This window comes from Anaerotruncus colihominis, assembly GCF_010206195.1.
Taxonomy (GTDB): domain Bacteria; phylum Bacillota; class Clostridia; order Oscillospirales; family Ruminococcaceae; genus Anaerotruncus; species Anaerotruncus colihominis_A.
This window is the reverse complement of record NZ_VIQT01000009.1, coordinates 654,260-679,843: the sequence shown is the minus strand read 5'-3', so window position 1 is coordinate 679,843 and position 25,584 is coordinate 654,260. Positions and strand designations below refer to the sequence as shown.

Genomic DNA, 25,584 nt, shown 5'->3' with positions numbered 1-25,584 from the left:
TAATCACTCCTTTTTGGGAAGGGTGTCGATGTAAGCCTTGATCTCGCCGTCGCTGTACCCGAGCACGTCGCGCAGAATTTCGACATTGTGCTCGCCAACCTGCGGGGCAGGCTCGTGCGGCAGCTCATCTTCAGCGGGAACACCGCTTAATTTAACCGGGTTGCCCGCGACGCGAACCTTGCCCATATGCGGCTGCTCCACCTCGACGAGCATATTGCGGTAGTTGATCTGCGGGTCCTCGAACAGCCGGTCGATCGAATTGATCGGGCCGCAGGGGATACCGTTGTCAACAAATATTTTAAGCCACTCGTCAGTTGTCTTATCCTTGATTTTCTCCTGCATGAGATTGGACAGCTCATGCATATTCTTATTACGCTCGGGGTTGGTCGAGAACTTCGGATCGTTGATCAGCTCCTGACGGCCGGTGACCTCGCAGAACTTGGCGAACAGCTTATTGTTGCCGGCCGCGACGATGACCCAGCTGTCCTTGGTGCGGTACGCTTCAAACGGCGTGATTGAAGGATGCTTGAGTCCGAGCGGACGTGCCACCTGGCCGGTCGCGGAGTACTTGGCGATGGCGTTTTCGAGGATGGCGACCTGGCAGTCGAGCATGGAGATATCGACAAGCTGGCCGACGCCGGTTGTCTGACGCTCATACAGGGCGGCCAGCGCGCCATATGCGCCCATCATGCCGGCGATGATATCGCCGATTGAGGTGCCGACGCGCACCGGATTGCCGTCCGGCTCGCCGGTGATGCTCATAACGCCGCCCATAGCCTGCACGATCATATCGTAAGCCGGCCGGGAGGCATACGGACCCGTCTGTCCAAAGCCGGAGATTGCAACATAAACGCAGCGCGGGTTGATCTTTTTGACATCTTCATAACCGAAGCCCATCTTATCCAGCGCGCCGGGCTTGAAGTTCTGTACATACACGTCCACTTTCTTGATGAGATCCGTCAGGACCTTTTTGCCCTCGGGCGTCTTTGCGTTGATCTCGATGCTCTTTTTACCGCGGTTAATGCTCAAAAAGTAGATGCTTTCACCGTTGACATACGGCCCATAGGCGCGCGCGTCGTCGCCTGTGCCGGGCATCTCGCAGTGGATGACCTCGGCGCCGAGGTTACGCAGCATCATGCCGCAGTACGGTCCCGCGAGGACCTTTGTCATATCGAGAACCTTGATTCCGTCGAGTGGCTTTGCCATGTTGTTTTTCCTCCCGTTTCTAAATTTAATGTGTACGAGTGCGTATGGCTGATGATTCCAAAAATCCGAAGCCGGGTTCATGGTCAAGCGACAAAAGATAATAAAATGTAATGAGGTTGCAATAGATTACAAGTTGTGTTCTATTGCGAATTATGATATTATAACAATAGAGAGAGGGGAAAGTGGAGATAATACATGCGAAAAAGGGGAACGGTTGTGATGTATTTACAAGTTTAAAATATTCAATGGATTTGAATAAATTGCTCCAAAATGCAAAAATGCGGCAGTCCTTCTGGAAGCATTGAAATCCCGCCTCTGGAAAGTGTACGCCGCTAATTTGTTGTATGTATACATTATAGTTTATAAATTTGGAATTGTAAACTAGATAAAGCGACTTTGTGTGACAGATTAAATTGAAAAAATTAGTGCATATTGCACAATTTGATTTTAAAAATGTAAATAATTGTAATTTTTGATTTGTGGTTTTTAGTTGAATCAACTTTTGCCTGAGGCATTGTGAGAAAGAGATGGCTTTCTGCATAAAAGTCCTTTTTACAAAAAAGGATATGTGTTTATGGTTTTTCTTATGGACATTTTACAATAGGATGTGATCAAAACTGCATAAAGAATAAGGATAATTCTGGACATTACAGAAAAAATGGCTGCAAATGATTGATTTCATCGGGGGGCGACTGTATAATGATTACAGTGGTAAGTGACAATCTGCATAAAAAGGAGTGCTGATCGTGAAGCAATTTAATTATTTAGCACCAAAAACCTTGCCGGAAGCGTTACAGATGCTCGCCGATTATAAAGAATCCGCCGTTTTATTTAACGGCGGAACCGACGTCGTCGTCCGTCTGCGCGACCGGCTGATTGCACCAGATTATGTTGTAGATATCAAACATATCCCTGGGCTTGATGACATTTCGTTTGACGAACAGAACGGTCTGACCATCGGCGCCTGCGCGACGATGAATGCGATCGGCGAGAACGAGGCGGTCTGCAAACACTATCCGTTCCTCGCCAAGGCCGCCTTGTCGGTCGGCTCGCGCCAGGTGCGCAACCGCGCCACCTGTATCGGCAATATCTGCAATGCATCCCCGCTGGCCGACACAGGAACCCCGCTGCTCGCGTGCGATGCGGTCATCCTGGCGGAAGGACCCGACGGCAGGCGGGAGATCCCCATTCGTGATTTCTTTATCTTTGTGCGCAAGACGTCCCTGAAGCCCGGCGAAATCGTCACGGCGATCCGTGTCCCCTACATAGCCGGCGCCGAGGGTGTGTTCACAAAGGTGGCCCGCCGCCGCGAGGTCGACCTGTCCACCGTTTGCGCGACCGTGCTGCGCTGCGGCGACGAATTCCGTTTCGCATTCGGTTCGGTTGCGCCGACGCCGCTTCGCCTCGTGAAAACCGAGGAATTGGTGCGCGGTAAAAAGCCGGACGCTGCTCTGATTGAACAGGCGGTTGAGCTGGCCCGCTCGGAGGTTGCGCCGATCAGCGATGTGCGCGCCTCAAAGGAATACCGTATGGATATCGTTGGGCTGATCGTTCGCAGAGGCCTTGAAACGCTTGCGAAATAAGGAGGGGGAAGCGATGAAATATCAGGTGAACTTTTTCGTCAACGAGGAGCCGGTCGAGCTTTATGTTGACGCGAATAAAACGCTGCTGAACGTGCTGCGTGAGGAGTTGGATCTCACCGGCGCGAAGGAGGGCTGCGGCGCCGGCGAATGTGGCGCGTGTACGGTGATTATGAACGGCAAACCGGTCAATGCCTGCCTGGTGCTGGCCCCCGAGCTTGACGGCGCGCATATTACAACCGTCGAGGGACTTGCCGACCGCGAGGGGAATCTATCTCCGCTTCAGGAGGCGTTTGTCAAGCACGCTGCGCTTCAGTGCGGTTTCTGCACGCCGGGATTCTTGATGACGGCGACAGCGCTGCTGCGTGAGAACCCGCATCCGACCCGTGAGGAAATCGCGCGGGGAATCAGCGGAAACCTGTGCCGTTGCACTGGATATAAGAAGATTATCGAGGCCATTGAAGATGTGGCCGAACATACTGAAGGAGGTGTGCGCAAATGAAAAGTGTAGGCGTATCGATTGATCGTGTTGACGGAATCAAAAAGGTAACAGGCCAGGCAAAATATGTTGACGACATGAAAATGGCGCGTATGTTGTACGCGCAGGTCAAGCGCAGCCCGTACGCGCACGCCAAAATTTTGAGCATTGACACCTCGGAGGCTGAAAAGCTGCCGGGCGTTAAGAGCGTCATCACCGGCGAATATTATAAAAAGCGCGGCGGACTCTATCTGGAGGATAAAAACTTTTTGGCGGTGGGCACAGCCAAATTCCGCGGCGAGGCTGTCGCGGCTGTCGCGGCTGAGACGCTTGAGATCGCGCAGCAGGCGGTCGATCTGATCAAGGTTGAATATGAGGAGCTGCCTGCCGTTACGAATGCAATCGAGGGTATGAAGCCCGATGCGCCGATCATTCATCCGGATCTTGGAAGCTACAAGGTCGCGCCGATCTTCCACCCGATTGCGGGTACCAATATTTCGCACCATTTCAAGCTGCGCAAGGGCGATGTGGAGAAGGGTTTCGCCGAATCCGACTATGTAACGGAGCACACCTATTATGTGCCGCATGTCCAGCATGTGCCGATCGAACCGCACGTTGCGGTCGCACAGTATGAAGCGGACGGTAAACTGACCGTTTGGGCAAGCTGCCAATCGCCGTTTGCGGTTCGTCAGGCGTTGGCCGCGTCGTTCGATTTGCCGCTGAACAAGGTGCGCGTCATCTCGCCGTATGTTGGCGGCGGATTCGGAGCGAAAGCCGGCACGACGCTTGAAGGCATCGTAATCCCGCTTTCCATGCTCAACTGCGGACGGCCGGTAAAGCTTAATTATACGCGCGAGGAAGAATTCGAGGATTCCTATGTCCGTCAGGGCGTACATATCAAAATCAAGACCGGCGTGCGCAAGGACGGCAAAATCCTTGCAGAAAAGGTTGAATATGTCTGGGATGCCGGCGCGTATACCGAATACGGCGTCAATATTGTCAAGGCGGCCGGACTGGCGGCGCTTGGCCCGTATGATATCCCGAACGCATGGGCGGACAGCTACTGCGTTTATACAAACCATCCGGTTGGCGGTCCATACAGGGGCTTCGGCATGTGCGAAATCCATTTCGGCCTGGAGCAGAACCTTGATATGGTCGCGCGTGAGATCGGCATTTCCGAAGTGGAGATCCGTCGAATCAACGGCCTGCGTGCCGGTGGTATCACCGGGACCGGACAGGTGCTTGAGGATTCGGGATATCAGGATTGCCTTGAGACGGTTGTTAAGGAAATGGATTACGACACACCGTCCGTTTCGCCTTCGCCGACAAAGATTCGCGCCAAAGGGATTGCCGGCGGCTGGAAATCGCCGTCTATGCCTACGGACGTTGCCTCAGCGGCAATTATCCGCATGAATGAGGACGGCACCTTCTTCCTGATGACAAGCGGCCAGGATATCGGGCAGGGTTCCGATACGGCATTGACGCAGATTGCGGCCGAGGTTCTCAGCGTCGACCCTTCCAAGATCACGATCCGCACAGGCGACACCGACCATACGCCGTATGAATGGCAGACGGTCGCTTCCCGCACAACATACTGCGCAGGCAATGCGGTCAAACTGGCGGCCGAGGACGCACGCGATGAAATCCTTGATTTGGCGCAGATCAAGATGGGCTATGGGAAGCGCGATCTGGAGCTGCGTGACGGTTTTGTCGTACATAAGATGCATCCGGAGATAAAGGTGCCCATCAGCACGTTTGCGCTCGGTCTGACGATGCCGGACGCTTCGGGCATTCACGGTCCTCTGATCGGCAAAGGCTCGTTTGTTGTGCCGAACAACATGGGATTTGACCATGAAACAGGGCAGGGGACAAAGCCCGTCGCATTCTGGACAATGGGCGTCAACGGCGCCGAGGTCGAAATCGATACAGAAACCGGCGAGATCCGCGTGCTGAAGATGGTTTCCTGCTTTGACCCTGGAAAGGTTATCAATCCGAAGCTGTACGATGCGCAGGTGGAAGGCGCGATGGTACAGGCGCTTGGAACAGCGCTGTTTGAGGAGCTGAAGCTCAAGGATGGCAAGGTCCTCAATAAGAGTTTTGTCGACTATAAAATTCCGACCGCTGACGATATGCCGGAGCTGGTCGTTAAGGTTGCGGAGCATGCGGAGCCGACTGGTCCGTTCGGTGCGCGCGGCATTGGCGAGCCGGTTATGGTTCCTGGGGCGCCTGCAATCGCCAATGCGGTTGCCAACGCGCTTGGCGTCCGGTTCTATCGGATGCCGATTACAGCGGACGATGTGCTTAAAGCCCTGAAAGAGAAAAAAGCGCAGGAGGCCTGACGGCCTCCCGCGCCCCGGGCGCCTGGTATACAGAGCGTAGGCTCTTGGATACATAGAGAAATGGAGACGAGATTTCACGATTGAGGAGGTAAGTTTATGGCCAACAAAAATACTGGGATTTACAACGCCCCCAAGGAACTGGGCTGGCCGAAAACCGTTGTGCTTGGTTTTCAGCATGTGTTCGCAATGTTCGGCGCGACTGTTGTTGTTCCGATTATCACAGGTCTGAATGTCCAGACGACGCTGTTCTGCTCAGGTATCGGTACCCTGTTTTTCCATCTGGTGACGCAGCGTAAGGCTCCGGTTTTCCTTGGTTCGTCCTTTGCTTTCCTGGGCGGCTTCGCAGCGGTCAAGGCGTTGCCGCTCACCGATGCGGCGGGCAATGCGCTCACGGAGGCGGAAAAGTTGCCCTATGCGTGCGGCGGTATTGTAATTGCCGGTTTGGTATATGCTGTCTTGGCGGCGCTGATCCGCACCTGCGGCATCAAGCGGATCATGCATTTTTTCCCGCCGGTTGTCACTGGTCCGATTATCATTCTCATTGGCCTGATTCTTGCCCCAAATGCGGTTAATGACGCCAGTTCAAACTGGCTGCTTGCCGTAGTAGCAATTGTGATTGTCGTTGCCGCAAATATTTTCGGCAAAGGCATGATCAAAATTATTCCAATTCTGCTCGGTATTATTGGCTCGTATATTGTGGCGGTTGTCACCGGCGGCGTTGATTTCTCCGCTGTCGGCCCAGCCCCTATGATTGGAATGGTACCGATCACTCTCGCAAAATTTGATGTCAGCGCAATTATCATCATGGTTCCGATTGCCTTGGCGACCATGATGGAGCACGTCGGCGATATCGCGGCGATTGGCGCGACCTGTAACCGCAATTTCCTCGCGAACCCCGGCTTGCACAGAACTTTGATCGGCGATGGCGTTGCAACAAGCATCGCCGGTATGCTCGGCGGCCCGGCCAACACGACGTACAGTGAGAATACGGGCGTTCTGGCGCTGACAAAGGTTTATGACCCAGTCATCATGGAAATTGCAGCCGTTGTGGCGATCTGCTTTGGCTTTGTTCCGAAGTTCGGGGAATTTATTCACACAATCCCGACTGCCACCATTGGCGGTGTTTCGTTCATCCTCTATGGCATGATTTCCGCCATCGGCGTGCGCAATGTTGTTGAAAATCAGGTCGATTTTACAGAATCGCGCAACGTTTTGATCGCGGCAATTATCATGATCAGCGGCCTTGGTTTCAACAGCATCGGCGGTATTACATTCCATGTAGGCAGCGCATCCATTACGCTTAGCGGCTTGGCGGTTGCAGCGCTCCTTGGTATCCTGCTCAACGCGATCTTCCCTGGAAACGACTATGAGTTCAGCGAGGAAGAATTTACTCAGAATGCAGTGCGCGATGAAGTCAAAGAAGTCATTGGTTGAATGTTATCCGACATATAAACTGTAAGTGTTTGCTCCATTTCTCTGCATTCTTGCAGACAATGGAAAAGGGCGGCTTCCTATATGGGGGCTGCCTTTTTCCATTGTATGGATTCGGAAAATTTATACAGATTTAACATTGAAATAGATGGGCATAACAGCTGATATTACGAAATTTTGCAAGTGGCTTGAAGTTTTTATTCAAAAAGCGCAAAATGGAATCATTGGAAAGAGGTGCCGATATGTTTAAGCGAAGTGACCTTGTGCGTCTGATTATTCCATTGATTATTGAACAGATCCTTGCCGCCACGATCGGCGTGGCCGATACGTTTATGGTTTCGAGCGTGGGCGAGGCGGCGATGTCCGGCGTATCGCTCGTTGATACAATCAATATACTTTTGCTCCAGGTATTTGCCGCCCTGGCGACCGGAGGCGCAATTGTTGTTTCACAATATTTGGGAAAAGAGGACGGCGAAAACGCCAATATTGCGGCGAAACAGCTTGTGATGGTTGTCACGCTGCTTTCCTTTATTTTAATGACCGCCTGTCTGATTTGGAAGATACCGCTTCTTGACACCTTGTTTGGTTCGGCTGAGCCGCAGGTCATGGAAAATGCCCGGACGTATTTTGCAATTTCGGCGCTTTCTTATCCACTGATTGCAATTTACAACGGATGTGCTGCATTATTTCGGGCGCAGGGCAATTCCAAAATATCGATGGCTGCCGCATTGATTATGAACATTGTGAATATCTCATTTAACGCGGCATTCATTTATGGACTGAAGATGGGGGTTGCGGGCGCGGCGCTTGGCTCCTTAATCGCGCGCTTGACCGCTGCGGCATTCCTTTTTATTTTGACAACACACAAGCAAAACCGCGTACATATCGAAAATTTGCGTGATCTCTCGCCGCATCCGGTTATGATCCGTAATATTTTGCGCATTGGCGTGCCAAACGGCGTGGAGAACAGTATTTTTCATATTGGTAAAGTCATGGTACAGGGATTGATTGCGACCTTTGGGACAATTGCGTTGGCGGCCAATGCTGTTGGCAATAGCGTTATGACGATGTCGCAGATGCCCGGAGCCGCGATCAGCCTGGCGATGGTGACGGTGATTGGACAATGTATCGGGGCGCGTGAATATAAGCTGGCGAAGCACTATATGTTGGCGTTGACCGGCGCGGCCTATGTGATGAATCTGGCGCTCAATCTTTCCATTATTTTGCTGATGCGTCCGATCATCGGTATGTTTGAGGTTTCAGCGCAGACTGCTGCCCTGGCCTGGCAGCTTGGCCTCGTCTGCTGCATTGGCAATTTTACCTTTTGGCCGGCTTCGTTTGCCCTTCCAAACGGCTTGCGCGCCGCCAATGATGTCAAATTTACTATGATTATTTCCATTGTTTCCATGTGGGTGTTCCGTGTTGGATTCAGCTATATTTTGGGTCTGATGTTTGGACTCGGCGTGCTTGGCGTATGGTGTGCGATGCTTGTTGACTGGCTGTTCCGTGCGGTTGTATTTTTGGTGCGCCTTATGAGTGGAAAATGGCAGAATCGGCAGTTTATTTAGAACAGATGGAGCGGGACGCTTTCAAATCATTGGAAAAATTCCGGGAGGCAACCGATCGGCTGCTTCCCGGGATTTTTCTAAGCCCGTGTATTATTGCCATGCCGTACGCGGAGTGGAACCATTGGGTGACTGCGGCGCGTTGTTCGCATATCTGCGTGGGCCTGGAGAACCACTGATACCGCCGCGCGGACGCTTTCGCGTATCATAGATAGTCAGGAATTTCAACGAATACAAATCACAGACGATGTAAGCTTCGTCGCTTGGCTGGTACAGTGTGACATAGTTGATCCCGCCGCTGTAAAGAATCCCCTCCCGACGCTCCAGGTTGTTGGTACCGATTAAAAACTCGCATGCAACATAAGCTCCCAGATTGTTTTGGATGATTGAACTAAATGACCCGAGGTAAACCTCCTCGTTGTTTTGGGGATCTGCGACTTCCTGAGTCGGCTCATATGGTCCCATGTTGACAGAACCGTCGTTGTTTGGCATTTATGCAGCACCTCTCTTTAAGAAGCTGTACCAATGGAAAACGCACGCGCCCTGGCGGAAAATTTCCCGTTCGGACCGTGTCAGGAAAGCTTGAAATCTGTGAGAATTCCCGCGCTTTCCTTCCTTGCCGGACAAAAAAATTTCCTCGCATCCATGCGCTTCCCCCAATTGGCACAGCTTCTAAGTTTTAAAATAAGCGTCGGATGGGTTATAAAAGCAATGATCGCCGATCCGTGTGATCAGGTATCCAATCTGGCTGGGGAAATTTTGGCGGCAGGTAGGTGAAAAGGGATTATAAAACCAGAGTGCTGTACCAAGATCCATCAGGCGGTTGCCTGCGATCGCCCAATCGGCGATGTCATAATGAATTTGTTCTGGACTCATATTATAGATATTTTGTGGGTTATATTTACCGCGCTCTGTTTCGGACATACATACAAACTGGCCGGTTTGGTACAGGATTTTGCGGATGCTGCCCTGCCCAACACGTTTATATTCGCCGCCCGGCGCGTTTACACGATTCATAACGACGCTTGCGACGGCGCGCATACCGTTATCGCCTTCACCTCCCGCCTCGCATTGGATCAATCGGGCAAACAGCTCCCTGTCATCCATCAACAAACACCTTCTTTTCTCAAAGCAGTTCCTCTTTATGGATATGATGGAGACATCTGCGATTATACCTGAACAGATCCGGAAAACAGGAAGCCAGCCGCCTTCTAAATTCGCCGTGGATCGATGCCGCAAACCCATGTCAGCAACAGATAAAGTACTGCTGCCACGGCTACAGGCGCGCAGGCGCCAGACAGGGCGGTGACATCTGAAAAAAGCCCCGCCTGAGACAGGATTTTGGCCGCCAGTACAGAGATTGCGATACATAGAATCGGCTTTATAACACGTTCTGTCAAATCAAGTTCGAACTTTGTCACCTTGATCAAGCGGCCAAGACTGAGAGAAAAATTGAACACCTCGCTTAAGCAGATAACCAGAATATAACCTTTAATACCCATAATCGGCAGCAGAATATAGACAAGTGCCATACTCAGTGCCGCGTCAACGACATTGTACCGCATAACGCTTAGCTGTTCATCCATTCCCTTGAGCATACAGTCGACCGCTGTGTCCAGATACATAATAGGGATAACCGGCGCGAGCAGACGGATATAGACGCCCACATCAGGGTTGGGAGAGAGTGCAGCGCCGATTTCAGTCGCAAATGCGAACAACGCGCCGCAGATGCCAAGCGAGCAAAACAAGTTGAGTGAGAACATGCGCTCAATCAGATGTGCGACGCTGCGTTCCCTGACATGGCGTTCGGCGACCTCCGGGACGATCAGGCTTGAGAAGGAATTAAGCAGCGCGGCGGGAAACAGGATAACGGGCAAGGCTAACCCGTGCACCGCGCCGAACGCTGCGAACGCGTCGCCGCGCGCGAGTCCTGCCGCCTGCAGGCGCACAGGAACAAGCAGGTTTTTGACAGTGGATAATCCTGACCGCAGGTAAGAGCTGACTGCGACAGGCAGCGCGATCCCAAGCAGCCGGCGTGAAAGGCCGGCTGTCCGGGCCGGACCGCGCCTGTGATGTACATCGTATAGATACAGGAGGAGTGCCAGCAGAAATGAAAGCCCTTCTGCTATAACGCCAGCCCACATAATGGCCATACAGGCGGATTCCAGATTATCTGTAATCAGATATGTAAGCCCGATGATAGACAGTGTGATTTTTAAAAACTGTTCAAGAATCTGTGAAGCCGCCGATTTGGCCACATGGCCAACGGCTGTAAAATAGCCGCCGAGTGCGCAGGACATGGCAAGAAACGGCATACTCAGAGCCATCGCGCGTAAAGGCCGGATGGTCTGAACGCTTTCCAAACAAAATTGTCCGATCGCCGGCGCGCTGACATATAAAAACAGCGCGGCAGCGCCGCCGAAGGTCAGCGCATAAATCAGGCAGCGTCGCATCGCGGCAGCGGCGCTGCCGCCGGGACGTGCTGTTTCCTCTGCGACGAGACGCGTCGCCGCAAGGCTGATGCCGGAAGTCGCAAACGTTACAGCAAATGCGTAAACCGACATAAGCAACTGGAACACGCCCATGCCCTGTGCGCCGAGACGGTTGGAAATATAGACGTTGAACCAGACGCCGATCCCGTTCATCAATAAGGAGGTCGCTGTCATGATCATCGCGTTCATTAAAAAACGCTGTACTTTTTTCATAGCTTCACCACGGTTCAAAATTGACCATCCGGGCCGTTTCTGGTCCGGGATCATTTTGATTAGATGCGCCTGCCGCAGGGCGGCAAATGCACAAAGAATAGTTGCAATCTATAAAAATATATGAAACATCCGTGACAAAAAGCCCTCTGAAAAAAATTATAGGAATGAGCTTCCACATGAACCAATTTCTTTCTGGTTTTTATCTGTTAGACCGCAAGGATCTGCGCAAACTATCTGTAACAATATTTTTGCAGAAGGACTGATCCAGTTTGTTTAAAATAAAGAGAACAAGGGCCGCAGCCCTGTTTGTGGCGGCGGCTATGCTGGCGTCGTTTGCAGCCTGTGGCAAAAAGGAGCCGTCAAAAGTGCCGCAGGAAGGCGGTTATGACGCCGGCGGCAACTATGTCCCCGCGATACCGGATGTTTCAAAGGAGCTTGGACAGGCGATTAAGGATAATTCCGATGTCGTAGGCTGGCTTCAGCTTCCGGATACAAAGATCAATGAGCCGGTTGTACAGACGACGGACAATGAATACTATCTGCGCCGCGACTACAAAAAAAATTACAGCTATGCCGGCTGTTATTACCTTGATTATGAGAGCGTTCTGTTTGATGAAGGTAAGGATTTGCCGCAAAATGCGATCATATATGGCCATAACCTTGGAAATCCGCTTGGTACAAAGGACGATCCGGAAGCGGACAAGTTTGCGCAGCTGCTCAAATTCGACGATGTTGAATTCGCCAAAAAAACGCCGTATATCTATTTTACAACACCTGGCGGACAGCATGTATTTGAAATTTTCGCCGTATTTTACTGCGAAGCTGATATGACGCCTGTCCCGTATCATCTGGCCGAGTATACGGATGAACGGCTGAACATGCTGCTTGCTGATGTGCGTGCCCGTTCCATGTACAGCTATGATGTAGAAGTTACGCCCGAGGATAAAATTCTGACACTTTCAACCTGTTCTTATAAATACGGCGCCTATTCACAAAATCCTGACCAGAGATATGTTGTAATGGGACGGCTTGTACGCGACGGTGAAGGCTATCATGAACAGGCGTTGCTGAAGATCAATGAAACGCCAAAGGCGCCTGCGTTTTTGAATACAGCGGCCTGACGCTGAAGCTGGTCCCGCCCCTTGTATGGCGTGCAATATGGATGAAAAAAAGAGGCGCGTTCCCGCACATGCGGGAACGCGCCTCTTTTTTTTTTATGACGAACGTCAACTGTTCAAAAAGCCCTTGCCAATGATTTCGCTGGTGTTGGAAATCAGGATAAACGCGCTCGGTTCAACCGCGCGCACGTGCTGACGCAAGGCGACAGCCTGTGGGCGCCGCAGGGCTGTAAAGACAATATATTTTTTTCCATGCGTGTATGCGCCCTGCGCTTCGCAGACGGTGGCGCTGCGGTGCAGCTCGTGGACGATAAAGCGGCAGATCGGTTCCGGATCATCGCAGATAATATTGAAATATTTGCAAAGGTTGATGTTTTCAATTACATTGTCAATCATCAGCGATTTAACCATAAGCCCAATAAAGGAAAAAAGCCCTGTCTTGATATCAAAAACAAAGCAGGCGGACACGGCAACCACAAGGTCAGTGAGAAAGAGCGACATACCTATATCAACGCTGGTGTACTTTTTCAAAATCATGGCAACGATGTCGGTGCCACCGCTTGAAGCGCCGACATTGAAAAGAACTGCGGAACCAAAGGCAGGCAACGCAATCGCATAGCACAGCTCCAGCATAGGCTGATCGGTCAGCGGCGCGCTCATCGGATAGAGCTTTTCCAGTACAGACAGCCCGATGGATACCAGCACGCTGGTATAGGCGGTCAGTGCGCCGAACGACCGTCCGAGAAAGATAAAGCCGATTACGATCAGAGCCATACTGATCACAAAATTGATGGTGGAGACTGAAAATGGCAGAAACTCCGCAAGCACGACAGCGTAGCCTGTTACACCTCCAAAGGAAAAGTTATTGGGAAATTTGAAAAAGTGCGTGCCGCATACAACAATCAAGGTGCTGACCGTAATGATCAAGAATTTTTTCAGATCGCTTCGGCCGATGCGGAAATGATTCGACATGGCTGTTCCTCTTAAATTGCAAGCATTCCGGATACAAGTCCATTATACGCCAGAGGGCCTCTGCACCGCAAGAGAAAAATGCATTTGGCAAAAGAATAAAAAGGAAACTTTAGGAAGTCGATTGCCTGTTTGAGGAAAGTATGATATACTGCTTTGAAAGGATGGGATGCGGATGCTGGAACTGGCGGGAATTTTCAAATCATATGGTCCCGCGCATGTGCTCGACGGCGCTTCGCTTCGCTGCGAGCGCGGTCAGGCCGTATGCCTGGCGGGGGCGAACGCGGCGGGAAAGACGACGCTTTTGACCATTGCCGCCGGCGTTCAGAAAGCTGACCGCGGCGAGGTTTGCTGCGACGGAATCGTGGGATATGTCCCGCAGGAGACGGCGCTGCTTGCCGACCTGTCGGTGCGCGACAACCTTGCGCTTTGGTATGCCGCTTGTAATCGGCCGCGTTCCAAGCTATTTGCCAATGATTCACCCGAGCGGGCGCTCGGGCTGTATGAATTTGCTGGCCGGCGGGTATCGCGGCTTTCGGGAGGCGTTAAAAAACGCGCGGCTATTGCATGCGCGCTCGCGGCGCAGCCTGATTATCTCATCATGGATGAGCCGTTTACGGCGCTCGACGTGACAGGCCGGGCCGATATCACAGCACTGCTGCGCGGTTTAAAGCAGCGCGGCGTTGGGCTGCTCTTTTCATCGCACGATCCTTCCGCCATCGCGTCCATCGCGGATGTCATGGTTTTGCTGCGCGGCGGCCGCGTCGACGCGCCGGCAGCCTTGACAGGTGATGAAGCATGCCGCCTGGCGCAGGCGGCGGAGCAGTTATCCCGGGCGTAGGATGCTCCACGCCCTTGTTGCTGCGGACCGCATGGTCCGCTGAAAGGAAGAAAAGGAGGCATTTTGAATGGATGAACAGAACCTGCCGGAGGGTATGAACGAACAAAGCTCGGCGCAGCCTGATGCTGGCGCTGACGGTACGCCAAAGATTGATCTGCAAAAAGCGGCGCCTGCGCCCATGCAGGCGGACGCACAGCCGGAGAACACGGGGGAACCCGCTCCGGACACAGGCGCCGGGGTCGTCAAGCCCGGTTCCAATAAGCTGCCGCTGATCATCGGCGGTGTGATCGTTGTGCTTGTAGCCGCGATTGTGCTGCTGTTTTCCGGCGTTTTCTCGTCGGGCGACCCGAAGGCCGCAGTTGACAAGGCATTTGAAGCGACGAACAAATCAATTCAGGCGCGTGCGGATAAAATCATGGCGGAAGTGCCCGGTATGGGCGCGATGAGCAATTTGGAGCCGAAGGCGTCCAAAACGGCGTATGATTTGCAATTTGCCAGGATTGAGACAGACGTTGCGGGCGGCGGGGAGGATATCGCCCTGATCAACAGCCTGCTGGCCGGCGCCGGCGTCCGCGGCAATCTCGTTTCCGATCCGGAAAATTCCATCACGGAACTGAGCGGTTCGCTGCATTTAGGGGATCTGGATCTGGTGGAGCTGTACGGTTATATTTCGCCGGATCTGCTGGCATTTCATGTTCCGACCTTCTCGGACACTGTGCTGTCAATCAATCCGCAGACCTTTGCGCAGGATTATAAAAACAGCCCGTTTTACGACGGCTATTCAAGCGACGAGGAACTTTTGGCGATGCAGGAGCTTCTGAGCTCCGAGCTTGGTATGTCAGGCGCATTCTATGGGCTGGATTATAAGAAAATGCAGGCCGATATGTATGCGATCGCCGGCAAGGCGCTCGAAAACGCAGCCTATGAAAAGGGCGCTAAGACAGATGGTTTGCAGCAGTATGTGATCAAAGTGCCGGGTAAGGACGTTAAGACGTTTGTGATCGATTTGGTCAATTATATCTATGTCGATTCGGAGCTTGGCCAGATATACAGCGGTATGTTCGCCGCCGGGTTGGACGGCGCGGATTCCTTTGCCGATCTGTTTACAAAAGAACTGATTGAGCCGCTCCAGGCCGGCATGCCTGAGATGGATACAACCATTACAATCGGCGTCGGTGCGAAAAACCAGATTCAGACCATGCACTTCGAGGTGACGCCGCCGGCCGAGCCGGTTGACGGTGTGATGATTGAATCGCTGACTGCTGATTTCAATATCTCTGAGAGCGGAGACGAATCAATTATGGCGCAGGCCGTCATATCCCAGAATAACGAGGCAATGACGCTTGTAATGGATATGTCCGATTCCTATCAGAACGGCGTATATGCCGTTGACTTTACCATGGATATGAATTTGGAGAACGCGCCCGGCAGCATGGGCGGCGATCCGGTCGCTCTCAATATGTCGGTGGATATGACGGCCGACCAGGAGGGCAAGTTTGATATGAATATTCATATGGGAATCCCCATGGATGTCCTGATGAGCGATTTTGCTTATGATATCAGCTGTAGCGGCGCCATCACAGCCGACGGCGGCAAAATGACGTATGATTTTCCGACGCTGTCGGCGTCTGTGACCGCGGCGGGTGAAAAGATGGGAATCGTATTCAGCCTCAAGGCCGATTCGGAACCGATTGAAGGTCCGTATGAATTCAGCGGCGAGCAGACGCCCCTGTTTGGCATGACGGCAGAAGAGCTTGACGCTGAACTTCAGAAATATAACGACGGACTCAACGCGACGCTCGGCAAGCTGCTGCCTTTGATTATGAGCGCCTCTATGGGTTGATCGGTTTTATGAGACCTTTTCAAATAAGTCCTAACGGCTGAAAAGAGCCGGCGAAGGGAACGATATGAGACTGTTTGCGACCTCATTTCTGATTGCATGCAAGCACAGCGGCCGTCGGCTGCTGTGCTTGCTTTGCGTGCTTGGAGTCTGCGCGGCGCTCGTATACGCGGCTTTTTCCGTATTGCCGCAACAGGAGCAGCCAAAGGCGGCGGTAGCCGTCGTCAATCTTGATACCAATCCAATCAGCCGGATGGCGCTTCGTTCGGCCGCCTCAATGGAGAGCGCCGAAAAGCTGCTCGATATGCAGTTTGTAACGCCGCAGCAGGCGCGTGACGGTTCATATGCGGCCGTCATAACCATTCCAGAGGGATTCATTGACAGTATTTTAAATGGAGAAAATAAAAGCCCTGTTATTGAGCTGGACCTTTCATCCCCTCTGGAAGCGATGTGGGTACGCCAGCTTCTTGACGCGGCGGCCACCGATTTAACCGCGGCACAGCTCGGCGTTTACACTGTGCAGGAGTCCGTTTCTTATGGAGAAGGGATGTCGGCGCAGCAATACGATCAACTGGTTATGGGGATCAATATGCTGTTTGTGCGCGCGTTTCTGGATCGCCTCTCTCTGGTAGAGGCGCAGACGCTTTCCGCATCGGGCGCGTTGTCGCTGCCGCTTTATTATTTGGCGGCAGCGGTTTCCGTCCTGTTTTTCAGTTATGGCTTTCTCTTTCAGCCCGTGATCCGGGATTTGCGGCGCTTTGCCCGCGCTGCGCACGCACGCGGGCTATTTGCCGTGGCTGGGCTTCATGTCTTTTTGCTCATGCTCATGGCTGCGCTCCCGATCTTTTTGTTTGCATGTTGGCTCGACGGCTTTGCAGCTGGCAAGCTGCCGGTTTATATTGGTTTTGCCTTTGTTACATCTGCGTTTTCTGCGGCGCTGTCGACGCTTTTTTTACAGTGGAAAATGTGCGCTGGCGCATGCCTGCTGCTTTCTGTGGGGACAGGGCTGTGTGCGGGTTGCTTTTTGCCGCTGGCTCTGATGCCGGAGGTGTTTTCCCGGATCGCGCCGTTTACGCCTGTCGGCCAGGGCCTGCGCCTGTGTGCCGCACTGTTCGGCGAACAGCTTTCGGCCGCACAGCTTTGGCAGCCATTGGTAATGGGTGTTCTGTTGTACTTGGCCGCAGCGGTCTTCTGGTGGCGCGGGGAGGTGGCCGGACAATGATGCGCTATTTTGCAACGCTCCTTTTTGTGCAGCTCAAATCGGCGCTGCGGTCAGCGGCGTTTTATGTGTCGACAGCTTTTTTTCTCGCTGTCATGCTTCTGCTGGCCGCGGTGCTTCCTGAGAACAACGGCGTAAATTTGCAGATCGGCGTGACAGCATCCGGCGATATAGCGTCGGCGGCGGCAGACGCCTTGCTTGGAAACGCAGGGTTTACAGTGACGCGCTACATGGACGACGACGCGCTGCGCCGCGATGTGCGCGCGGGTGCGCTCCACTGTGGATACCGGCTGGACGATCAGATGGAACCGCCTGTGACTGTTTATTTGACAGACGCCTCCTATATGCGTCCCCTGACCGACGAAATCGTCCTCGCGGCATATATGGATGCGCGCGCACCTGGGATGGCGAAAGCCTTTCTGGAGGACAATGGCATCGACGGCAGCAACGCGGCGTTCACCTATGAGCGCCTGCGTGTCAGCGAACCGCCTCTGTCGCTTGAACTGCGCACACGCGGAGAGGGCGCTCCCATAGAGGCGCTGGCGGACAGCGGTGTACAGCCGCTGCTTTATGCCGTGCTTATAACAGTATTTTTCGGCATGGCGGTCCTGTCCGCCCTGCTGGAGGGGGAGGGGCGCGCCGCTGCATACCGTCAATTGGCTGTATTTTCCGGCCATAGGATCGTGACTGCATTCGCACCAGCGCTGGCTGGCGTGATGATTAACCTGGCGGTGCTGCTTGCCGCAGATGGACTTATGCACGCGTTGTTTCTTAAAGACGGCGCATACAACGGGGGTGCGCGTGTGTTGGCATTTTGCGCGCTGTCTATATTGACGGCTGTCATCAGTCCGCTTATGTCGCGGCTGCGTCGGTGGACGGGCATTGTTATTGCGCTTTTGCCTCTGTTTTTGCTGACTTGCGTTGTCTGTTCAGGAGCGATCGTCGATCCTGTGCTGCTGCCTGCCGGCTTGGGCGTGCTGCGCTTTCTGTCGCCAGCCTGGTGTTGCCTGCGTCTGATGGCGATCCTGTGACGAATGATCACAGAACTGATATCTGTCCCTTTGTGGCCGGAGCGATATGCAGACGCGTCCCGATGCCGTCCTGACCGTTGATGGGAGCGTATCCTTTGGCAATCGTATGGAAATCGCGGAAAAACAAATGCGTCCGCTTCATCGGAGCGGACGCATTTGTTTGCTTTAGCGGGCGGAAGCATTTGCCGGCTTCCAGTCAAAAGCGCAGAGGTGATACCAGCCGCAGGACAGTTATCCCTGGGTGCCGCGCAAAAGGATTGCTTCAACCATGTTTTCCACCTGATCGATCGAGAATACAATCCCCTCACATGCCAGCGTGTAATAGTCCTCGGCAGCGTTCATGGCAGAGTAAGGCTCAAAGTGGAGGGAAAGCCAGTGCAGCCATCTGCAGGTCTGCTCAAGCGTCGCCTCGCCGGATTGGTATCGGTCACGAATCAGGCCGATCAGGCTTTTTTCCACAGGGCAGTCCGGCCGGTTTTCGGGGGTATATCGATTCTCTGAAAAATACTCCGAGATACAGTGAAAGACATGCTTAATGCCTAAAGGAATCGCCAAAGCCAGATCAATGTATATATATGGTACGTCGTCAAGCCCCGCTATTTGCCGGTCAAGAAAATCGGAAAGATCATCCAATTCATAAAGCCCCAGCTCAAGGCCGATCTTATACGCGTCAATATGCTCCAATGGCGTCATACGGTTCTCCCCAAGGTATGAACGGTCCCTTATTTCCGTTAAAGGATATGATAATGTTCAAGTGTGCGTGCCACGGCGCTTTCATCATTGGAGGGGGAGACCCAATCTGCGATTGCTCTGGCTTGTTCGCAAGCGTTGGCGGGAGCGACGGATGTGCCGGAAAATTGCAGCATAGTCAGATCGTTTTCGCCATCGCCGATGGCGAGCACCTCATCAGGCGCGATGCCAAGATGCGCGCACAGATGCGCCAGGCTGTCGCCCTTGTCGGCTCCGGCGGCGTTGATCTCAATATTTTTTGCAATGGAAGAAGTCAGCGTCACACCGTCAAGAGCGGCGAGTTGTTTCCAGATGGTCAACCGGAGGTCGTCCTCCAGATAGGGAAGGTTGAATTTTTCAATCGCGCCGTCAGTTTCCTCAAGAAATGCGCGCTGGCTGACGACAAACCGGCGGCCGCGCAGCATCATATTGCGCCGGTCCTCACTGATGGGCAGTTCAGCAAAATATGGCATACGGCGTTCCTCAATATAATCAAAGCCGTCACAATAGATTTCAATAAAGATCGGATATGGCTCCACAAGGTCAAACACCTGTAATGCGACTGTGCGTTCCAGCGGATTTTTATAGAGCGATTCTCCGGTATGAAGATCAGTCACGGCCGCGCCGTTGACTGTAACGACATAGCGCAGCCATGGCTGATCCTCAATCATTTCAGGCAGGCGGTTACAAATGCGCCCGGTGGCCGGGACGATCAAAATGCCCTGCGCGGCGGCAGACGCCATAGCGTCGAGGTTTTCCTGGGAAATCGTGTGATGGTCGCTGCAAAGCGTGGTTCCATCCATATCGAGAGCGATCAGTTTGATAGACATACAGTCAATTCCTGTCCTTTCCCTTTGAGCGTTGTTATCTCTATTATAATGCCAATCGTATAATGCCGCAAGTGCTGCGAATATGGAGGGAAAAGCCGTAAATTGACGGGTAAGCCGAATCCTGATACAATATGCGCAGGGCAAACGGCTTTGCCGGTTTCGCTGCCGCTTTGCGGCAAGCAAGCCCGAAAGGGCTTGCCGCTTGCGGCTGTATACCTGGCTGCCCGCCATCTGTACGGCCTTAAAAAAATTTTGTATGACCAACCGTATGAAAATCCGGATAAATCGTTTGAGCTGGAAGGTTTTTGTATCGAAAGCCTCCGCAGGATTTCGGATGAATTTACGCTGGATGGAAACGATTTGATTGAGAGCCTTTTTATGATGACGCCCTATTATTACAGGACGCCCGCGCAGGGAGCGCAAAGGCTGTCCTTGTGCGATCGCCTGCGCATGGAGGCGGATTTTTGGATTGTATTTTACCGCAGGGAGGGCGCAACATGGAGCATGTGATCTGGTTTGCGAGGACGGACGCATCCGACCAGTCGGCCGCAGTGCGGCAACTATTGGCGCGGGAGTTCGGTTACATGCCGCGTCTGGCGTATGGCGCACATGGAAAGCCGTTTTTGCCGGAGGAACCGGGAAAGCAGATCAGCCTTGCACATACGCGCGGGGCGGTTGTCTGTGCGGTGTCGCCGCATCCGGTTGGAGTGGATATTGAGTCCTGTACGCGCCGGGTGAATATGCGGGTTGCGGAGCGCAGCTTTACGCCGCGCGAACGTGTCTATGCGGTGGATGCCGCACGGTTTCTAAAGGTCTGGACGCGCAAGGAAGCGTTTGTTAAGCGCGATGGACGCGGTTTTACGCTGCCGCTGAACACAGTGGAGACATGTGGACGTACCGACCTTGCGACATATGTGGAGCAGGGATATGTAATATCTGTCTGCGGAGAAGCCGCAAATTTTGTCCTTCTGACAGTAACATTATAAACGAGAAGTGGATTTTGTATATAATGTACGATAATTTCATTGTAATTCGCGGTTTTTAATGATATAATACCAGAAAAACAAATGAATCATGCGGATGCCGCAGCCGGCGCCGCGCGGAAAGGCGGGACATCATATGCTGGAAAATCTGGACCTTGACATGTGGATGGATCAGGCGGAATGGGACGCTGTTTCAGGGGAATTAAAAAAGAAGCTCGGCGTGCTCCAGCAGCGTGCGCGCGCCCTCAAAATTCCCACAGTGATCGTGTTTGAGGGATGGGGCGCGTCCGGCAAGGGCGACAAGCTTTCCCGGCTCATCACAAATCTGGACCCGCGCGGCTTTTCAGTGCACAGTATCGCTGCGCCAAGCACAGACGAACGCCGTTACCCGTGGATGAAGCGGTTTTGGGAAAAGCTGCCGATGTATGGTGATATCGCCTTGTTCGACCGCAGCTGGTACCGGGAGGTTTCGGTGGCGCGCGAGGATGAGGCGCTTTCGCGCCGCGAGCTGAACCACCGCTATGATGAGATCGTCGATTTTGAACACCAGATCACAGACGACGGCTATGTGCTCGTCAAATTCTTTTTCCACATCTCGAAAAAAGAACAGAAAAAACGCTTTAAAGCTCTGGAGGAAAAAAAGGCGACGCGTTGGCGCGTAACAAAGGCTGACTGGGATCATAATGAGCATTATGACGATTATCTGACGGCGTTCGATGAAATGATTTCCCGCACGGACCGCCACAACGCGCCCTGGACCGTCGTAGCGGCGACGGACCGCCGTTATGCGACCCATAAGGTGTTTACAACGGTGATCGCTGCGCTTGGACGCGCGATAGAGGATCGGGAGAACAGCGTCGAGCGGCCGTTTACAGGAATTCGTGTGTCCGACGATATCCGCACGGAGCCAGGCGTGCGCCTTTGCGATGTGGATTTGAACAGGTCGATTTCTGATGAGGAATACCGCAAGGAACTCAAGGTCTGTCAAAAGCGCCTCTCCGAGCTGCATGGGCGGCTGTATCTTGAGAAAATCCCGCTTATCCTCGCATATGAAGGATGGGACGCAGCCGGGAAGGGCGGCAATATCAAGCGGATCGCGCAGGCGCTTGACGCGCGCGGCTATGAGGTGGTCCCCGTCGCCGCGCCGAGCACGGTTGAAAAGAATCACCCGCATTTGTGGCGTTTCTGGAATACCCTGCCAAAGGATGGGCATGTCGCCATTTATGACCGCACCTGGTATGGACGCGTGCTTGTGGAGCATATCGAAGGCTTTTGCACCGACGAGCAATGGGGCCGCGCCTACGACGAGATCAATCGTTTTGAACGGGGATTGGCCGACTGGGGCGCGATCATCCTGAAATTCTGGCTGCATATCGATAAGGACGAACAGCTTCGCCGTTTTAACGACCGTCAGAATACGCCGGAAAAACGCTACAAGATCACCGATGAGGACTGGCGGAACCGTGAAAAATGGGACGCATATGAGCAGGCGGTCGACGAGATGCTTCTGCGCACAAACACATCTTTCGCGCCCTGGCTCGTCGTTGAATCGAACGATAAGCGGTACGCGCGCCTGCGCACGTTGCACGCTGTCATCGATGCGATCGAAAAACGCTTATGAGCGCGCGGATGGCGCGCGAGTACGCGTTGATCGAAGGGGAAGTGCAGGGCGTCGGTTTCCGGTGGTTTGTGCGTAGCTGCGCCACGCGCTTCTCTTTGACCGGATGGGTGCGCAACCGCTGCGACGGCGCGGTTGAGCTTGAAGCGCAGGGAGAGCCGGCCGCGTTGGAGGCATTTTTTGAGCTTGTGCGCGAAGGTCCGCGTTTCGCCGAGGTGCGGTCGTTGACGCGGCGGCGGGTCGACCCTGAGAGAGGGTATCATTTCGAAATTATTTTTTGACCGGAAACGATCGAATAAGACGTGCATGAAACAGCACGCAGTGATGGGAAGGGAGATGGTACGTTTGATGCGAACGGCCAAAGGCATGGAATATGAGCTGACGTATAAGCGCGTTAAAAACCTGAACCTGCGCGTCGGCGAAGATGGCTCCGTGCGCGTTTCGGCCGCGCGCCGCGTGCCATTGTGGCAGATCGATGCGTTTGTGCAGGCGCGCGCCGGCTGGATTGAACAGGCGCGTGAGCGCGTCCGGCTGCGCGCGCAGCAGATGTATTCATCCGCCGCCTACACGGATGAGGAATGCCTCGCGGTTTTTTGTGCGGTCAGCGATCGGATTTATCCGCTGTTTGCATCTGTGCTGCCGCAAAAGCCGGAGATCCGCGTGCGGCGGATGAAATCACGGTGGGGCGTCTGCAATCCGGCGCGCTGCCGCATCACGCTCAACACACAGCTGATGGACCGGCCGGCCGCGGCGGTTGAGTATGTTGTGCTGCATGAATATGTGCATTTTCTGCACCCCAACCATCAGAAGGGCTTCCACGACATGATGGCGCGCCTGATGCCCGACTATAAAATGCGCAGGAAGCTGCTGTCTGTGTAGGGGCTGTTAGAAAAATCAAAATACCCGGCTTTTTCTATAAACAGCGGCGAAGGCTGTGTTAAAAAGCCTCGGAATCCGAATGGGTTCCTGCGTTTTTTGCCTTGCATTCTCCTGCTGTTTACAAAAAATTTGGTAATTCCTCTATTTTCAAACAAGCCCCGGACTCGTAAATTTGCGGTGGATGGTTGCACATGGGGCGTGATTGTGCTATTATATTGATAGAAATTTAACAATAGGCGCGTGCGACGCGGCCGAAACTGTGGTACTGGAGGAAGCAAAATGGAAGTTTATGTTTGCATCGGAAGCTCGTGTCACCTCAAGGGTTCGTATGACATTATCAATGTGTTCAAGCAGCAGATTGCGCAGCAGCAGATTGAGGATAAGGTCAATCTGAATGCGTCCTTTTGCCTGGGACATTGCCAGAACGGCGTCACCATTAAGATTGACGACCGTATAGTGACAGGCTTAAACGCCGAAAACGCGGCCGAAGTGTTTCAAAAAGAGGTAGTGGAGGGGCTGAAGAAATCATGAATGACATTTTGAGCCTGAAAAAGGCAAACTGCAAAAACTGTCACAAATGTATCCGGTCCTGTCCGGTCAAGTCCATCCGTTTTTCCGATAACCAGGCCAAAATTATTCCCGAGGAATGCATCCTCTGCGGACGCTGCGTCGTTGTCTGTCCGCAAAACGCCAAACGCGTGCGCAGCGATCTTACCGAGGTCATTGGGGCGATCGGTTCCGGCAAACGCGTCATCGCAGCGTTGGCGCCAGCGTTTATCAGCGAATTTCCCGTCTCCGGGATTGAGGAGATGGAGGAGCTGCTCAAAAAATACGGCTTTTTTGCCGCGCGCGAGGTTGCGCAGGGCGCATATATCGTTAAAAGCGACTACGAGCGGATGATCCGTGAAAAAACGCAGGACGTTATTATCTCGTCGTGCTGCCATACGGTCGTCACGCTGATTCAGAAATATTACCCCGCTGTGATCCCATATATTGCGCCGGTTATCTCCCCGATGATGGCATGCGCGCGGCAGATCAAGCAGGAATATCCCGACGCGTATGTCGTGTTTATCGGGCCGTGTATTTCCAAAAAGGACGAGATGGAGAAACTGCCGGGCTATGTCGACTGCGTGCTGACATTTGATGAGCTGTGGCAGTGGTTTGAAAAGCGCGGCGTTGAGTTTCAAAAGCAGGCGGTTGACGCGCAGGGTGGCCGCGCTTCGCGTTTTTTCCCGCGTACAGGCGGAATCATCGCGTGTATGCACATGGAGGAAAGTACATATAAATACATCGCTGTCGACGGTGTGGAAAATTGTGTGCAGGCGATTAAAGAAATTGAACGCGGCGGCCTGAAGGGCTATTTCGTCGAGATGAGCGCGTGCGAAGGGAGCTGCATCAACGGACCGTCCACACGCGCCTACAGGGATAATATCCTGACGAGCCGCGCGCGCGTCGACGAATATGCACAGCCGGATATCCGTCAAAAGCCGGACTTTGACGTCGCGTGTGAATTCGGCCTTTCGCGCCACATTGCAAACGAATTTGTCCACGAGCCGGAACCGCCGGAAGCCACGATTACGGAAATCCTTGCGCGCATGGGCAAGACGCGGCCGGAGCATGAGCTTAACTGCGGGTCATGCGGCTATCCAACCTGCCGGGAGAAGGCGAAAGCCGTCTATAACGGCAAGGCCGACATCACCATGTGCCTGCCGTATCTGCTTGAGAATGCGGAATCGTTTTCCAACAACGTATTCGCTGTTTCTCCAAATGCAATTCTTGTGCTTGACGAGCAGCTGCGGATTCAGCGCATGAATATGCCTGCCTGCCATATGTTCGGCGTTGCGCGTTCGCAGGAAGTTATCGGTACAAGCATCATCGATCTGATTGACCCGACCGAATTCCAGGGTGTGCTTGACACAGGCAACGATATCATTGATAAAAAGATATATATACCGGAATACGATCTGTATGTCGAGCTGTCTATTGTGCTTGACGCTGAGCACCATTCTCTGTTTGGCATCTTTAAGGATATCACAGCTGAGCATAACCGGCGCGAAAAATATATTGAAAAACGTGCCAAGACGATCGATATCACCGATAAGGTGATTGAAAAGCAGATGCGCATCGTGCAGGAAATCGCGTCACTGCTCGGTGAAACGACGGCGGAAACAAAGATCGCGCTGTCGCAGATCAAAAATATCGTGCGCTCGGAGGACGAGTAGC

General features: G+C 53.1%; 25 protein-coding genes. 17 read left to right on the top strand and 8 right to left on the bottom strand.

Features of this window, described 5'->3' with window-relative positions; all coding sequences use genetic code 11:
• Positions 1-3 precede the first annotated feature (3 nt).
• Positions 4-1,206, bottom strand: a complete 1,203-nt coding sequence (locus FMM72_RS07485) for a CaiB/BaiF CoA transferase family protein (protein WP_162221034.1) — start codon at positions 1,204-1,206, stop codon at positions 4-6.
• A gap of 746 nt (positions 1,207-1,952) precedes the next feature.
• Between FMM72_RS07485 and FMM72_RS07480 the strand changes: the two genes are divergently transcribed.
• The 5 genes from FMM72_RS07480 to FMM72_RS07460 all read left to right on the top strand — a co-directional run bounded on the left by FMM72_RS07480 (position 1,953) and on the right by FMM72_RS07460 (position 8,602).
• Complete coding sequence (locus tag FMM72_RS07480) at positions 1,953-2,789, top strand: FAD binding domain-containing protein (protein WP_160210109.1); 837 nt, start codon at positions 1,953-1,955, stop codon at positions 2,787-2,789.
• Between the two features lie 13 nt (positions 2,790-2,802).
• Positions 2,803-3,288, top strand: a complete 486-nt coding sequence (locus FMM72_RS07475) for a (2Fe-2S)-binding protein (RefSeq protein ID WP_160210108.1) — start codon at positions 2,803-2,805, stop codon at positions 3,286-3,288.
• A complete protein-coding gene (locus FMM72_RS07470) occupies positions 3,285-5,603 on the top strand; it encodes a xanthine dehydrogenase family protein molybdopterin-binding subunit (protein WP_160210107.1) in 2,319 nt (772 codons plus the stop codon). The genes FMM72_RS07475 and FMM72_RS07470 overlap by 4 nt, the downstream gene beginning before the upstream one ends.
• 96 nt (positions 5,604-5,699) lie before the next feature.
• Complete coding sequence (locus FMM72_RS07465) at positions 5,700-7,037, top strand: uracil-xanthine permease family protein (RefSeq protein WP_162221033.1); 1,338 nt, start codon at positions 5,700-5,702, stop codon at positions 7,035-7,037.
• A gap of 239 nt (positions 7,038-7,276) precedes the next feature.
• On the top strand, positions 7,277-8,602 hold the full coding sequence (locus tag FMM72_RS07460; RefSeq protein WP_160210105.1) for an MATE family efflux transporter: 1,326 nt from the start codon (positions 7,277-7,279) through the stop codon (positions 8,600-8,602).
• Positions 8,603-8,692: 90 nt separating this feature from the next.
• Here FMM72_RS07460 and FMM72_RS07455 read toward each other — a convergent pair whose 3' ends face one another.
• The 3 genes from FMM72_RS07455 to FMM72_RS07445 form a co-directional block, all read right to left on the bottom strand.
• Entirely contained in the window at positions 8,693-9,091 is a 399-nt protein-coding gene (locus FMM72_RS07455; protein WP_160210104.1) for a hypothetical protein, read from the bottom strand.
• A 180-nt stretch (positions 9,092-9,271) separates the two neighbouring features.
• Positions 9,272-9,712, bottom strand: coding sequence for a cell wall hydrolase (locus FMM72_RS07450; protein WP_162221032.1), 441 nt, complete (start codon positions 9,710-9,712; stop codon positions 9,272-9,274).
• A gap of 98 nt (positions 9,713-9,810) precedes the next feature.
• Positions 9,811-11,322, bottom strand: a complete 1,512-nt coding sequence (locus FMM72_RS07445; protein ID WP_162221031.1) for a polysaccharide biosynthesis C-terminal domain-containing protein — start codon at positions 11,320-11,322, stop codon at positions 9,811-9,813.
• A 251-nt stretch (positions 11,323-11,573) separates the two neighbouring features.
• Here FMM72_RS07445 and FMM72_RS07440 point away from each other — a divergent pair, with 251 nt between their 5' ends.
• A complete protein-coding gene (locus tag FMM72_RS07440; RefSeq protein ID WP_160210101.1) occupies positions 11,574-12,425 on the top strand; it encodes a class B sortase in 852 nt (283 codons plus the stop codon).
• 105 nt (positions 12,426-12,530) lie between these two features.
• On the opposite strand, the gene FMM72_RS07435 is transcribed toward FMM72_RS07440, so the two are convergent.
• A complete protein-coding gene (locus FMM72_RS07435) occupies positions 12,531-13,394 on the bottom strand; it encodes a YitT family protein (protein WP_160210100.1) in 864 nt (287 codons plus the stop codon).
• A gap of 172 nt (positions 13,395-13,566) precedes the next feature.
• Here FMM72_RS07435 and FMM72_RS07430 point away from each other — a divergent pair, with 172 nt between their 5' ends.
• The 4 genes from FMM72_RS07430 to FMM72_RS07415 all read left to right on the top strand — a co-directional run bounded on the left by FMM72_RS07430 (position 13,567) and on the right by FMM72_RS07415 (position 18,322).
• Positions 13,567-14,232: an ATP-binding cassette domain-containing protein gene (locus FMM72_RS07430; RefSeq protein ID WP_160210099.1), complete on the top strand. Its 666-nt coding sequence runs from the start codon at positions 13,567-13,569 to the stop codon at positions 14,230-14,232.
• Between the two features lie 67 nt (positions 14,233-14,299).
• On the top strand, positions 14,300-16,075 hold the full coding sequence (locus tag FMM72_RS07425; RefSeq protein WP_162221030.1) for a hypothetical protein: 1,776 nt from the start codon (positions 14,300-14,302) through the stop codon (positions 16,073-16,075).
• Positions 16,076-16,139: 64 nt separating this feature from the next.
• The gene (locus FMM72_RS07420; RefSeq protein ID WP_160210097.1) at positions 16,140-17,294 is read left to right on the top strand and encodes a hypothetical protein; all 1,155 of its coding nucleotides are present in this window, start codon (positions 16,140-16,142) and stop codon (positions 17,292-17,294) included.
• Positions 17,291-18,322 (top strand): hypothetical protein, encoded by a 1,032-nt coding sequence (locus tag FMM72_RS07415; protein ID WP_162221029.1) that lies wholly within the window; start codon positions 17,291-17,293, stop codon positions 18,320-18,322. Before FMM72_RS07420 ends, FMM72_RS07415 begins: the two co-directional genes overlap by 4 nt.
• Before the next feature lie 7 nt (positions 18,323-18,329).
• On the opposite strand, the gene FMM72_RS17395 is transcribed toward FMM72_RS07415, so the two are convergent.
• The 3 genes from FMM72_RS17395 to FMM72_RS07405 all read right to left on the bottom strand — a co-directional run bounded on the left by FMM72_RS17395 (position 18,330) and on the right by FMM72_RS07405 (position 19,881).
• A complete protein-coding gene (locus FMM72_RS17395) occupies positions 18,330-18,464 on the bottom strand; it encodes a hypothetical protein (RefSeq protein WP_257431058.1) in 135 nt (44 codons plus the stop codon).
• An 89-nt stretch (positions 18,465-18,553) separates the two neighbouring features.
• Positions 18,554-19,015 carry a hypothetical protein gene (locus FMM72_RS07410; protein WP_162221028.1) on the bottom strand — a complete coding sequence of 154 codons (462 nt, stop codon included), beginning with the start codon at positions 19,013-19,015 and terminating at the stop codon, positions 18,554-18,556.
• Positions 19,016-19,053: 38 nt separating this feature from the next.
• Positions 19,054-19,881 (bottom strand): Cof-type HAD-IIB family hydrolase, encoded by an 828-nt coding sequence (locus FMM72_RS07405; protein WP_160210094.1) that lies wholly within the window; start codon positions 19,879-19,881, stop codon positions 19,054-19,056.
• A gap of 150 nt (positions 19,882-20,031) precedes the next feature.
• On the opposite strand from FMM72_RS07405, the gene FMM72_RS07400 reads away from it, so the two are divergent.
• The 7 genes from FMM72_RS07400 (at position 20,032) to FMM72_RS07370 (ending at position 25,583) form a co-directional block, all read left to right on the top strand.
• Positions 20,032-20,391 carry a hypothetical protein gene (locus FMM72_RS07400; RefSeq protein WP_162221027.1) on the top strand — a complete coding sequence of 120 codons (360 nt, stop codon included), beginning with the start codon at positions 20,032-20,034 and terminating at the stop codon, positions 20,389-20,391.
• The gene (locus tag FMM72_RS07395) at positions 20,379-20,867 is read left to right on the top strand and encodes a 4'-phosphopantetheinyl transferase family protein (RefSeq protein ID WP_162221026.1); all 489 of its coding nucleotides are present in this window, start codon (positions 20,379-20,381) and stop codon (positions 20,865-20,867) included. The genes FMM72_RS07400 and FMM72_RS07395 overlap by 13 nt, the downstream gene beginning before the upstream one ends.
• A 133-nt stretch (positions 20,868-21,000) precedes the next feature.
• Positions 21,001-22,485, top strand: a complete 1,485-nt coding sequence (gene pap / locus FMM72_RS07390) for a polyphosphate:AMP phosphotransferase (RefSeq protein ID WP_162221025.1) — start codon at positions 21,001-21,003, stop codon at positions 22,483-22,485.
• An 8-nt stretch (positions 22,486-22,493) separates the two neighbouring features.
• Positions 22,494-22,763, top strand: coding sequence for an acylphosphatase (locus tag FMM72_RS07385; protein ID WP_243151666.1), 270 nt, complete (start codon positions 22,494-22,496; stop codon positions 22,761-22,763).
• A gap of 67 nt (positions 22,764-22,830) precedes the next feature.
• The gene (locus FMM72_RS07380) at positions 22,831-23,361 is read left to right on the top strand and encodes a M48 family metallopeptidase (protein ID WP_243151665.1); all 531 of its coding nucleotides are present in this window, start codon (positions 22,831-22,833) and stop codon (positions 23,359-23,361) included.
• A 279-nt stretch (positions 23,362-23,640) separates the two neighbouring features.
• On the top strand, positions 23,641-23,892 hold the full coding sequence (locus FMM72_RS07375; protein WP_160210089.1) for a (2Fe-2S) ferredoxin domain-containing protein: 252 nt from the start codon (positions 23,641-23,643) through the stop codon (positions 23,890-23,892).
• Positions 23,889-25,583, top strand: coding sequence for a [Fe-Fe] hydrogenase large subunit C-terminal domain-containing protein (locus FMM72_RS07370; RefSeq protein ID WP_160210088.1), 1,695 nt, complete (start codon positions 23,889-23,891; stop codon positions 25,581-25,583). Before FMM72_RS07375 ends, FMM72_RS07370 begins: the two co-directional genes overlap by 4 nt.
• The last annotated feature ends 1 nt before the right edge of the window (position 25,584 follow it).

Bases quoted from the DNA above. Each gene is read 5' to 3' on its own strand.
- FMM72_RS07485 (WP_162221034.1), bottom strand. From the start codon at position 1,206: ATGGCAAAGCCACTCGACGGAATCAAGGTTCTCGATATGACAAAGGTC.
- FMM72_RS07475 (WP_160210108.1), top strand. From the start codon at position 2,803: ATGAAATATCAGGTGAACTTTTTCGTCAACGAGGAGCCGGTCGAGCTT.
- FMM72_RS07470 (WP_160210107.1), top strand. From the start codon at position 3,285: ATGAAAAGTGTAGGCGTATCGATTGATCGTGTTGACGGAATCAAAAAG.
- FMM72_RS07465 (WP_162221033.1), top strand. From the start codon at position 5,700: ATGGCCAACAAAAATACTGGGATTTACAACGCCCCCAAGGAACTGGGC.
- FMM72_RS07460 (WP_160210105.1), top strand. From the start codon at position 7,277: ATGTTTAAGCGAAGTGACCTTGTGCGTCTGATTATTCCATTGATTATT.
- FMM72_RS07455 (WP_160210104.1), bottom strand. From the start codon at position 9,091: ATGCCAAACAACGACGGTTCTGTCAACATGGGACCATATGAGCCGACT.
- FMM72_RS07435 (WP_160210100.1), bottom strand. From the start codon at position 13,394: ATGTCGAATCATTTCCGCATCGGCCGAAGCGATCTGAAAAAATTCTTG.
- FMM72_RS07430 (WP_160210099.1), top strand. From the start codon at position 13,567: ATGCTGGAACTGGCGGGAATTTTCAAATCATATGGTCCCGCGCATGTG.
- FMM72_RS07425 (WP_162221030.1), top strand. From the start codon at position 14,300: ATGGATGAACAGAACCTGCCGGAGGGTATGAACGAACAAAGCTCGGCG.
- FMM72_RS07420 (WP_160210097.1), top strand. From the start codon at position 16,140: ATGAGACTGTTTGCGACCTCATTTCTGATTGCATGCAAGCACAGCGGC.
- FMM72_RS07415 (WP_162221029.1), top strand. From the start codon at position 17,291: ATGATGCGCTATTTTGCAACGCTCCTTTTTGTGCAGCTCAAATCGGCG.
- FMM72_RS17395 (WP_257431058.1), bottom strand. From the start codon at position 18,464: ATGAAGCGGACGCATTTGTTTTTCCGCGATTTCCATACGATTGCCAAA.
- FMM72_RS07410 (WP_162221028.1), bottom strand. From the start codon at position 19,015: ATGACGCCATTGGAGCATATTGACGCGTATAAGATCGGCCTTGAGCTG.
- FMM72_RS07405 (WP_160210094.1), bottom strand. From the start codon at position 19,881: ATGTCTATCAAACTGATCGCTCTCGATATGGATGGAACCACGCTTTGC.
- FMM72_RS07395 (WP_162221026.1), top strand. From the start codon at position 20,379: ATGGAGCATGTGATCTGGTTTGCGAGGACGGACGCATCCGACCAGTCG.
- pap (WP_162221025.1), top strand. From the start codon at position 21,001: ATGCTGGAAAATCTGGACCTTGACATGTGGATGGATCAGGCGGAATGG.
- FMM72_RS07385 (WP_243151666.1), top strand. From the start codon at position 22,494: ATGGCGCGCGAGTACGCGTTGATCGAAGGGGAAGTGCAGGGCGTCGGT.
- FMM72_RS07380 (WP_243151665.1), top strand. From the start codon at position 22,831: ATGCGAACGGCCAAAGGCATGGAATATGAGCTGACGTATAAGCGCGTT.
- FMM72_RS07375 (WP_160210089.1), top strand. From the start codon at position 23,641: ATGGAAGTTTATGTTTGCATCGGAAGCTCGTGTCACCTCAAGGGTTCG.
- FMM72_RS07370 (WP_160210088.1), top strand. From the start codon at position 23,889: ATGAATGACATTTTGAGCCTGAAAAAGGCAAACTGCAAAAACTGTCAC.